The sequence below is a fragment of the Candidatus Methylomirabilota bacterium genome (genome assembly GCA_035315345.1).
Taxonomy (GTDB): domain Bacteria; phylum Methylomirabilota; class Methylomirabilia; order Rokubacteriales; family CSP1-6; genus CAMLFJ01.
This window is the reverse complement of the sequence record DATFYA010000097.1, coordinates 1-10041: the sequence shown is the minus strand read 5'-3', so window position 1 is coordinate 10041 and position 10041 is coordinate 1. Positions and strand designations below refer to the sequence as shown.

Genomic DNA, 10041 nt, shown 5'->3' with positions numbered 1-10041 from the left:
CTGCAGTGGCCGGTCGGTGCCGAGCGTGAGACCGGTCTGGGCGTCGGCCGCGGAGCTCACACCCCAGATGTCGAAGATCGGCAGACCGACGCTGCCGATCGTGTGGCGGCCGTTGTCGAGGCGGACCAGGGGCTCGGACGTGGACGTGGAGAGCGAGCCGCTCTGATAGACGCTCAGCAGGCTGAACGGCACCGTGAGATCGCTGTCCAGCGCGGCCAGCAGCGGACCCGCCAGCGTGACGCGCCCGCCGCAGCAGACGACCATGGCGGAGTCGAAGGTGCTCGGCGTCGCGCTGAGCCGCAAGAGCGGCTCGGTCCCGGTGCGGGTCAGCGTCTCGCCCTTCTTGACGAAGAAGAGCGGCGGATCGGTGAGAATGGACACAGAGTCGATGAGCGCGGCGGAGTCGACGCCGGTGTCGCCCACGTCGAAGATGTCGAAGACCAGCTGCGCCTCGCCCGACGTGGTCGGGGTGAACGAGAATGAGACGTCCTTGAAGCCGGTCACGCCGTTGCCCAGGCCGATCGTGAACCCGCCCGCACTGGCGGTCTCCGGCGACACGGTGTTCGGGGTGAAAGACGTGGTGCGCGACTCCAGCGCCACCTGGATCGGCGCGGGGCCCCCTGGATTCAGCAAGCTCACGCGGAATGTGTCGTCGAAGGTCGGTAACTGACTCTGTGCCTCATTGTTCAGGAACTCGTTGCTCAAGAAGTTGTACTTGAGCCGCAGCACCAGCGCCGTGCCCGCGTCGACGCTGAAGGTCTGGCTGAGCGTGCTCGTCTCCTGCGGAACTCCGGGGCCGGTAGAGCCCGTGGGCACGGCTCCTGGGCCCGTGAAGATCAGGGCCATGCCGGTGCCGAAGTTGCCGTTCTGGATCTTCTCGACCGCACCGGCCTTCGTGGAGACGGCGGGCGGAGGCGGGGCCGCGATCGAGCCCAGGTTGGCGATGACGCTGCCGACACCGGTGAGGGTCCAGCCGGCCGGGAAGGCGCCCGGCCCCGGCGGCGGGTTGTTGGTGGTGGGGGGCGGATTGTTGTTGGTGGGCGGCGTCGGCGGTTGCGGCTGCGGTGTTCCCTGCGCTTCGGGGACCAGGAACGACGTCGGCACGTTCGTCAACGCGTCGTTCGGGGCGGGCTGCACCACGCCGGCGGGATTGGCGGTGCTGGTCCCCAGCGCGAAGTTGGGCGGCGTCCCGGTCACGAGTCCCGCGAGGGTCGCGGCAGTGCGCTGGCCGTTCTCGATGATCAGGGCCATGGTCTCGGCGCCGGGCTCCGAGTGGGGCGCGTTGGCGGCAACGTTGACCGCGGCCGCGCGCTCGGTGGGCGAGACCGGCCCGGTCGTGCCGTTCTGCGCGCCCATGCCCGGCTGCAGGACGACCGGCGCCTGGTTCTGGAACTGGTAGCCGCACTCACCGGTGTGGCACACCACGCTGGTGAGCTGGTTGGGCGCGTCGTACGTCACCGCGACGATGGTGCCACGCACCGCCGCGACCGCGTTCGGGGTGCGGATCTCGATCGACTCGCCCGGACGCATGCGCTGCTTGGCCACCGCGAGCACCACCTTGCCGTCGGGCAGCGTGACCACCGCGCGCCCCGCGTCCTCGGTGATGGTCACCTCGGACAGCTCGCGCACGGTGAGGATGGCCTTGCCGCCCAGGAGCACGCGCACCAGCGAGTTCTCCTGCGTGCTGATCCGGTCGCGGCCGAACACATCATCCTTGAACTTCAGGGCGAGGGGCGTGGTCTGCGTCGGACGCGCGACGTTGGCGCGGCCATCGAGGGTGGTGACGACGCCGACGGCGTCCTGCGCGACGACGAGCGACGGAATCAGCGTCGCCCACATCGTCACGACCGACAGCAACCAGGTGGTGCGTCTCATCTTCTACGCCTCCGTACCGACAGTGATCGATCCCGGCACGTCGGCCGAGTGCTTGATTATGCGTTCGGGGTGCAGCGGGCGCAAGGGTCACGACGTGCTAGAATCCGCCGCGAGTTTCCGCTCGCGGCGCGGCCCGACGCGGCAGCGCAGTTCTTGCGTGCGAGCCCTTGCCCGCGCGTGGAGTGATATCATCGGAGGCTGAGCGCGCTCATCCATGTTCGACATCGGTCTGCAGGAGCTGGTCCTCATCTTCGTCATCGCGTTGCTCGTCTTCGGGCCCAAGAATCTCCCGCAGCTGGGCAAGTCGCTGGGCCGGGCGATGCGGGAGTTCCGGAAGGCCAGCGACGAGTTCCGCTCGACCATCGAAACCAACCTGAAGATCAACGAGATCGACCCGGTGCCCGACCTCACCCCGATCACGACCCCGCCGGAAGCCGTGCCGGTGCCGACCGCCGAAGCGCTGCCCGACTCGGTCCCGAACCCGTATGACACGCCGGCCGTACCGGTTCAGGAAGGCGAGCCCTACCTGGCGCAGCGGGCCGGCAAGCTCTTCCACGGGCGGGACTGCAGCTGGGCTCGACGGATTCCGGAGCCGGAGCGGGTGTACTTCAAGCGGGTGGCCGAAGCCCGGGAGGCCGGGTATTCGACGTGTCCCGTGTGCGAGCCCTGGGAGCCGGCCGGGTAGGCCCTCTTTTTTTACTTGTAGACCTCAACGGGTGTTGACTATCATCTGTTGAGCATCATCGGACCGAAGCACACAGATCAGGAGGGGCGACCGGGTGAAAGAGCTGACGGAGCGGCAGCGTCAGGTGCTCGACTTCATCCGCAGCTTCGGCGAGCGACACGGCGTGCCGCCGACGGTGCGGGAGATCGGCGAGAGGTTCCGCTTCACGGCCCGGGCCGCGTTCGATCATCTCCGCGCGCTCGAGCGCAAGGGCATGCTCGAGCGCCGGGTCACCGGGAAGCGGGCGTCGCGGACGCTCGTGCTGCCGGCGCAGAAGGGCGCTCGGCGCGGGGAGCCTTCGGGCATCCCGGTCATGGGTCGCATCGCGGCGGGTACGCCGATCACCGCGGTCGAGAACCAGGAGGATACCCTCCCGCTCCGGCCCGACTGGCTTCCCACCGGCGGCTCGGACGTCTTCGCCCTGCGCGTCCAGGGTGACAGCATGATCGACGCGCACATCATGAGCGGCGACCTGGTCGTCGTGCGGAAGCAGGAGACGGCGGGCAGCGGCGATATCGTGGCGGCCCTGCTGGATGGGGAAGCCACGGTCAAGCGGTTCGCCCGGGAGGGTGGAACGGTGGTGCTGCGCCCGGAGCATCCCACCATGAAGCCGATCGTGGTGGAGCCGGGTCGCGGCGACTTCCGGATCCTGGGCAAGGTGGTCGGTGTCGTGCGGCAGATGTGAGATTCGTTTCGGGACACGCGGAAAGGACGAACAGCGATGAGCACCAGAGCAGTGGCGATACGGAGCACGAAGCGGCGGGCCCTCACGCGCCGAGACTGGACGCGCGACTGGCGACGCTCGCGCGGCAAGCGACGGGTATGGATCGGCACGCGTGCGAAGGCCGGGCCCAGACGCCCCCTTTTTTTGGCGCTGAGCGCTCAACACATGAAGAGATCGCGGCTCGCCGACTGGCTCGGCGCCGCCGCGATGGTGCTCGGAGCCGCCTCGTGGGGCGTGCTGGCGGCGATGCTCGCCGCCTGAGCTATCGATCCCAGGGACGGACGGCGATGAAGAGCGAGAGCAGGTCGCCGTCGAGCGCGCCGGCCCGGCGCTCCTGGCCGAGGATGTCGAGCGCGCGATCCACCGACAGCGCGGGCTTGTAGGGCCGATCACGCGAGGTCAGGGCGTCGAAGATGTCGGAGATCGTCATCATCCGAGTCTGGATGGGAATGTCCGGCGCGCGCCAGCCCGCGGGGTACCCTGACCCATCGAGCTTCTCGTGATGCGAGCGCGCGATCTCGGGCACCCGCCGCAGCTCCTGGGTCCACGGGATCTGCTTGAGGAATTGATAGGTGTGGACCACGTGCGACTGGATCTCCTCGTACTCCTCGGGAGTCAGACTGCCCCGCGTGATGGAGAGGATCCGGGCCTCCTCGGGTGTGAGCAGGGTCAGGGAGTCGCCGCGATAGTCCGGGAAGGAGCGGTCCGCCAGCTCCAGTATGCCGGTCGAGACGTCGTCGGGCATCACGGTCGGCTCGTTGGCCGCCGCGACGGCCTTGAGGTGCTGATCGAGGTCGGCGAGGACCTGCGCCAGATCCGCGTCCCACACGGCGGCGCGCTCGTCGAAGCCCTCGCGGCCATGACGGAGGAGCCAGTCCGTCTTGCGGGTGGCATGGCGCAGCTCGAGCCCGCGGCGGATGATCTCGCCGCGGTGGCGAATGAGGTCGAGCTGGCCGGGCGGGAGCTTCTTGGCCTTGACCAGTACCTTCTCGCGCACCCCGACCTTGCCGAAATCGTGGAGCAGGGACGCGTAGCGGATCTCGCGCATCTCGTCCGGCGAGAAGCGAACGTCCCGGAACGCACCGCCGTCGGCGCGATCCACCGCGGTTGCGAGCGCGACGGTGAAGTCGGCCACGCGGAACGAGTGGCCGGACGTGGTGGGGTCGCGCGCCTCGATCGCGGTGACGGAGGCCTGCACGAAGCCCTCGAAGAGCGTCTGGATGGACTGATAGAGGCGGCTGTTCTCGAGCGCGACCGCGGCCTGGGAGGCCAGCGACGCGGCGAGGCCGCGGAACCGCTCCGGGTACGGCGTCACCGCCGCCTCGACCGCCGCGGGGGTGACCAGGCGGGCGGCGGGATCGCGCTTGCAGTTGATGAGCTGCAGCACGCCGATCACGGTGCCCTGAGGGGTCGCCATCGGCACGACCAGCATGGACCGGGTGCGGTAGGCGACGCGGTCATCGAACTCGCGGTTGATCTGGAACGGCGAGCCGGCGGGCAGCACGTAGGCATCGTCGAGCTGGAGCACGGAGCCGGTGAGGGCCACGTGGCCGGCCACGCTCGCGTCGTCGATGGGCAGGGTGAACTCGGCGAAGGGTACCGACACCGAATCGTTCTGGGAGAGCTTGAACCGCAGCCGCCGGGTCCCGTTCGACGTCTCCTCCACCAGGTACACGGAGCCCGCGTCGCTCCGGGTGATCTCGCGCGCGTTCGTGAGGATCAGATCCAGGAGCGCGTCGGTGTCTCGCTCCGCAGAGAGGCTCACTCCGATCTGGTTGAGCTGGGCCAGCTCCTGGCGGGTGGCCTCGGCCTCGCGATGCGCGCGCGCGTGATCGCATGCGTTGCGCAGCGTGGCCGCGAGCACCTCGGGCACCGGCGGGGTCGGCACGTAGGCGTAGCAGGCGATCGGGGAGGGGATGCCGGGTGCCAGCAGGGCGACCACCGGCACGTCGAATTGCTCCTCGGGAGAGCGGGAGGCCAGGTCTCGGGCCACCGCCGCATCCGCCGGCACCCCCAGATCCACCACCAGCGCGGCGGATTCTTCGCGCCCGAGCCGCGTCGGGCCGCGTTCCGGCAACGGCGCGACTTCGAGATCGCCGGGAAGCGCGGAGAGCAGGGAGGCTGTCGGAGAACCCGCCGGGTACCAGACCACTCGGCGCGGCATGAATCGAGCGTAGGGCGCGGCTCGGCGGCGTGTCAAGAAGTGGCGGGCGGCTTGCCGTCTACCGGTCCGGCCGGTAAACTTTGCCGTCTATGACCACGCGCGCGTCGACCGGCAGTCCGAAGCTGGACGAAATGCTGGGCGGAGGGCTCCTTCCGGGCACCCTGACGGTGGTCTACGGAGCCACCGGGATCGGCAAGACCCATCTCGGGCTCGGGTTCTGTCACCAGGGCCGGCAGGCCGACGGTGAGCCGGGCATCGTGTTCGACATGAACGCGCGCGGGGACTCCCAGCAGCACCACGCCTACGCGGCCCGGCTGCACCAGTGGGACCTCAAGCGCTGGACGCACACCGTGCTGCCGATGGCCGATCCGTATCCGCCCGCCGAGCAGATGGCGGCCTACTACTGCGACGCGCTGCCGTGGGTCGGCAAGCTGCGCGACTACCAGGTGCCCACTTCCGACGGGCTCGAGTTCGACTGGAACTGGAAGGCCCAGTACAACCAGGCGCTCTACACCGTCCGCCCGTTCGTGTATTTCCACCTCGGGGCGGGAAGCCGTCGCATCGTGGTGGACGGCGTCGAGCCGATGGACGTGCCGGGCGACTACATCCAGCCCTACATCTTCGACGATCTCTACCGGAAGGTGATCCACCGCGACAGCGAGACCCTCGGCATGGAGATCTGCCTGCCGGTGTGGCAGCACCGCGCCTTCATCGACGCGCATCGCTACGATCACGCATCGGTCACGAGCCTGCTCCTGGTGACCACCGAGGAGACCCAGCTCGAGCACCTGATCGCCCGCAAGGTCGCAGCGGGTGACATCGGCGCGGTGGCCAACACCATCGTGGTGATGGGCAGCGAGCGGGTAGGCAACCGGCTGGGGCGGTTCCTGTGCGTGGTCAAGCATCGAGGCAGCGCCAAGAGCGACGACATCGCCGAGTACCGCGTGACCGAGCGGGGCTTCGAGCTGGGTTAGCTGCATGGATGAGGTCGCCCTCATCGGCCGCCGGCGCCGCAACTTCCGACATCTTCCCTCGCGCCGCGTGCGATCGGCGCGGAGCGCGCTCGAGTTCGTCAACGCGGTCGGCCTCTGCTCCACCTTTTATCGCTTCCCGGAGGGGCTCGGCTCCCTCTGGGAGGCGGTGGCAGGCCGGTCCGCGCCCCGGTGGCCACGGCACTCCCATCACGACGACGGTGTCGGCGTGACGTGGGAGCTGAAGGACGTGCTGCCCGCGCGCCGCCAGGTCTACTACGGCAAGCTGGTCAAGGGCCGGCCGGTGCTGGTCGCCCTCGATCTCTTCCCGGCGTTCTACACGCTCGGGCGTGGCAATCAGCGGGCGGCGGCCTATCGGGCGGAATACGAGGCGGGACGGCTCTCCCTGACCGCGAAACGCATCATGGACTGCCTGCTGCGCGAGTCGCCGCAGTACACGCGCGGCCTGCGCGCCGAATGCTTCATGCTCGAGCCCGGCAAGACGCGCGAGTTCGAGCGTGCCATGGGCGAGCTGCAGCAAGGGCTGTGGATCGTGAAGACCGAGGAGCGCTACGAGCCCACCTTCTCCTACCGCTGGGATCTTCTCGAGCGCTGGCTACCCGACCAGGTCGCCGAGGGCCGGCGGCTGCGTCGGCCGGCCGCGCTGGAGCGGCTGATCTCGCGCTACCTGTCCGGGGCGGTGTACTCGACGCCCGCGCTCATCGCGCGCCTCTTCGGTCTCGGCCGCGTCGAGGTGGAGGACGCGCTGAGCCGCCTGGCCCGCGCCGGACGGGTGAGCTCACCATTCGAGGTGCCGGGCTGGCCCGGGCAGTGGGTGGCGAGCCGGTGATGGCCGTCGCACCGGCCGACTTCCGCTATATCGACATTCATACGCATCTGCACCCGGAGTGGTTGTGGGCGGCCATCCGACGCTGGTTCGTCGGCCGGCCCGGGTGGGACTTCCGGTACGGGACGGATCCGGAGTGGGTCGGGCGCTTTCTGGCCGAGCAGGGGGTCGAGCGCTTCGTGTTCTTTTCCTACGCGCACAAGCCCGGCCTCGCCCGCGACCTGAACGCCTGGCTCCACGAGACCGGGCGGCGGCTGCCCGCGGGCCTGCCGCTCGGCACCGTGCACCCGGGGGACCCCGACCTCCTCGACGTGGCCGACGAGGCGCTCGACCGCTACGGCTTCAAGGGCTTCAAGTTCCACATCAACGTGCAGCGCTTCCATCCCGACGACCCGCGTATCCTGCCGGTGTACGAGCGGCTGATCGCGCGGGGCGGCGTGCTCCTGATCCACGTGGGCTCGGCCCCCTGGCCGAACCAGTACGACGGCTTCCCGCGCTTCGAGCGCGTCATGACCATGTTCCCGGAGATGAAGGTCATCGTCGCCCACATGGGACAGTGGGAGACGCGCCGTCATCTCGACCTCATGCCGCGCTGCCCGAACATGTATCTGGACACCACCGCTGCCATGGCCCCGCAGAGCCCGATCTTCCTGGGTGGCGCCGGGGCGAGCCCGGCCGACGTCACCGATGAGGATCTGATGCGCTGGCAGGACCGCATCGTGTTCGGCAGCGACTTCCCCAATACTCCGCACGACTACGACGACGAGCGGCGGCCGATCTGGGAGCGTCCGCTGCCGGCGTCGGTTCATCGCAAGATCTTCCACGACAACGCCCGCCGTCTGCTCGGTCTCTAGTGCAGGTCTCCGTCGACGGGATTCCGGCCGCGGGACGCCGGGCGCTGGCGGTGCTGGTCGAGCTGGCCGGGCCCGGGCGCCCGGTGTGGCTGGTGGGAGGCGCGCTGCGCGAGATGGTGAGCGGCCGCGCCGCCGGCGATCTCGACCTGGCGGTGGGCGGCGGCGCTCTCGACCTCGGCCGGCGGGTGGCCGACCGGCTGGACGCGGCGTTCGTGGTGCTAGACGCCGCGCGGGGGGCCGGCCGGATCCTGGGCCGCTCCGGTGACCTGGCGGTGGATCTGGTGGACCTGCGGGCGCCGACGCTCGAAGGCGACCTGCGCGCGCGGGACTTCACGGTCAACGCCCTCGCCGCGCCGCTCGCCGATCTGCTCCGCGACGGGCGGGCCGAGATCGTGGACCCGACCGGCGGTCTCGGCGACCTCGAGCGGCGTCTGGTGCGCGTGTGCGCGCCCACCGCCATCGTGGGCGATCCGGTGCGGGCCCTTCGCGGCGTGCGCCTGGCCATGCGCCCGGGTTGGCGGCTCACGCCGGAGACGGAGCGGGCGATCGCGGAGGGGGCCGCGCGGCTGGCCGGCGTCTCGCCCGAGCGCCAGCGAGACGAGCTCGTCGGCATCCTGAGCGAGCCGAGCGCCGGGGCGGGACTGCGAACCCTCGACCGGCTCGGCGTGTTGCCGGTGCTCCTGCCCGAGAGCGGCGCGATGCGGGCCACCGCGCAGCCGCTGCCGCATCGCTTCGACGTCTGGGAGCATTCCCTGCGCGCGGTCGACGGCGTGGATGTGCTGCTGGCCGATCTCGATGCGCTCGCCCCGTGGGGGCGGGCGCTGCGGGAGCATCTCGACGACGAGCTGGGCGGCGGGCTCACGCGTCGGGAGGTCCTGAAGCTGGCCGCCCTGCTGCACGACGTCTCCAAGCCCGAGACCCGCACCGTCGAGGGCGGCCGCGTGCGCTTCGTCGGCCACGATGCGGTGGGCGCCGGCCGCGCGCGGGTCATCGCCGAGCGTCTACGCCTGCCGCGGCGGGCCACTCAGGTGCTGGAGCGGCTGGTGGCCGCGCACCTGCGGCCGATGCACCTGGCCCAGGCGGGCGTGATCACCCGGCGCGCTCGCTTCCGCTTCTTCCGGGACCTGGGCGACGAGGCGCGCGACGTGCTGATGCTCTCGCTCGCGGATGCCGCGGCCCTGACCGGCGCCTCGCCGCTGGTGGTCTGGGCGGGGGCAGGAGGCGAGGTGGCGCGCGCGTTGATGGCCGGCGTTGAGGCGGACATCGTCGCGGCCGCGGCGCTTCCGCTGCTCCGGGGAGGCGACGTCATGGCCGCGTTCGGGCTGGGGCCAGGCCCCGAGGTGGGTCGGCTGCTCGCCCGGGCCCGCGAGGCTCAGGCTCTGGGCCTCGTCACCACGCGCGAGGAGGCGATCGAGCACTTGCGACGCGGACCGCGCAACGGCGGAACTTGACACGTGGGCTCGTCGTTGCCTAGAGTGTGGGCATTTTCCCCGCAAGATTCCCAACTTCCAAGGAGGCTTGAGATGGTCGTGAGACGTCTGTGTGCGCTCGTAATCGCCCTGCTCGTGGTGCCGGGCCTGGCGTGGGGAGCTCCCCAGGGCAAGGTGGTCATCGCCCAGGGCGTGGATCCCACCACGCTCGATACCCAGAACCAGCAGGAGACGCCCGCGTCGGTGGTGGCCACTCACATCTACGACACGCTGGTGGAGCGCGATCAGAATCTCAAGATCGTGCCGGCGCTGGCCGCTGAGCTGCCGAAGCTGGTGGCGCCGACGGTCTGGGAGGTCAAGCTCCGCAAGGGAGTCAAGTTCCACAATGGGGAAGAGTTCACTGCCGAGTCGGTGAAGTTCAGCCTCGAGCGCGTGAAGACCGGGATGCGGTC

The 10041-nt window shown here is 70.1% G+C and carries 9 protein-coding genes; 7 read left to right on the top strand and 2 right to left on the bottom strand.

Going from position 1 to position 10041, the window contains the following annotated elements:
- Positions 1–1875, bottom strand: a 1875-nt coding sequence (locus VKN16_13030) for a FecR domain-containing protein (protein ID HME95128.1), incomplete at its 3' end; no start/stop codon positions are given.
- A gap of 214 nt (positions 1876–2089) precedes the next feature.
- Between VKN16_13030 and tatB the strand changes: the two genes are divergently transcribed.
- A complete protein-coding gene (tatB, locus tag VKN16_13025) occupies positions 2090–2560 on the top strand; it encodes a Sec-independent protein translocase protein TatB (GenBank protein HME95127.1) in 471 nt (156 codons plus the stop codon).
- 94 nt (positions 2561–2654) lie between these two features.
- On the top strand, positions 2655–3284 hold the full coding sequence (lexA, locus tag VKN16_13020; protein HME95126.1) for a transcriptional repressor LexA: 630 nt from the start codon (positions 2655–2657) through the stop codon (positions 3282–3284).
- 301 nt (positions 3285–3585) lie between these two features.
- On the opposite strand, the gene VKN16_13015 is transcribed toward lexA, so the two are convergent.
- Positions 3586–5400 (bottom strand): HD domain-containing phosphohydrolase, encoded by a 1815-nt coding sequence (locus VKN16_13015; protein ID HME95125.1) that lies wholly within the window; start codon positions 5398–5400, stop codon positions 3586–3588.
- Positions 5401–5576: 176 nt separating this feature from the next.
- On the opposite strand from VKN16_13015, the gene VKN16_13010 reads away from it, so the two are divergent.
- From VKN16_13010 to VKN16_12990, 5 genes are all read left to right on the top strand, one after another.
- Positions 5577–6461, top strand: coding sequence for an ATPase domain-containing protein (locus tag VKN16_13010; GenBank protein ID HME95124.1), 885 nt, complete (start codon positions 5577–5579; stop codon positions 6459–6461).
- Between the two features lie 4 nt (positions 6462–6465).
- Positions 6466–7308, top strand: a complete 843-nt coding sequence (locus VKN16_13005) for a crosslink repair DNA glycosylase YcaQ family protein (protein HME95123.1) — start codon at positions 6466–6468, stop codon at positions 7306–7308.
- On the top strand, positions 7308–8159 hold the full coding sequence (locus tag VKN16_13000; GenBank protein HME95122.1) for an amidohydrolase family protein: 852 nt from the start codon (positions 7308–7310) through the stop codon (positions 8157–8159). The genes VKN16_13005 and VKN16_13000 overlap by 1 nt, the downstream gene beginning before the upstream one ends.
- Entirely contained in the window at positions 8159–9610 is a 1452-nt protein-coding gene (locus tag VKN16_12995; protein ID HME95121.1) for an HDIG domain-containing protein, read from the top strand. Before VKN16_13000 ends, VKN16_12995 begins: the two co-directional genes overlap by 1 nt.
- Positions 9611–9688: 78 nt before the next feature.
- The coding region (locus VKN16_12990; GenBank protein HME95120.1) for an ABC transporter substrate-binding protein at positions 9689–10041 on the top strand (353 nt) is incomplete at its 3' end.

Coding starts and splice junctions, on each gene's coding strand:
- tatB (HME95127.1), top strand. CDS start 2,090: ATGTTCGACATCGGTCTGCAGGAGCTGGTCCTCATCTTCGTCATCGCG.
- VKN16_13010 (HME95124.1), top strand. CDS start 5,577: ATGACCACGCGCGCGTCGACCGGCAGTCCGAAGCTGGACGAAATGCTG.
- VKN16_13005 (HME95123.1), top strand. CDS start 6,466: ATGGATGAGGTCGCCCTCATCGGCCGCCGGCGCCGCAACTTCCGACAT.
- VKN16_13000 (HME95122.1), top strand. CDS start 7,308: ATGGCCGTCGCACCGGCCGACTTCCGCTATATCGACATTCATACGCAT.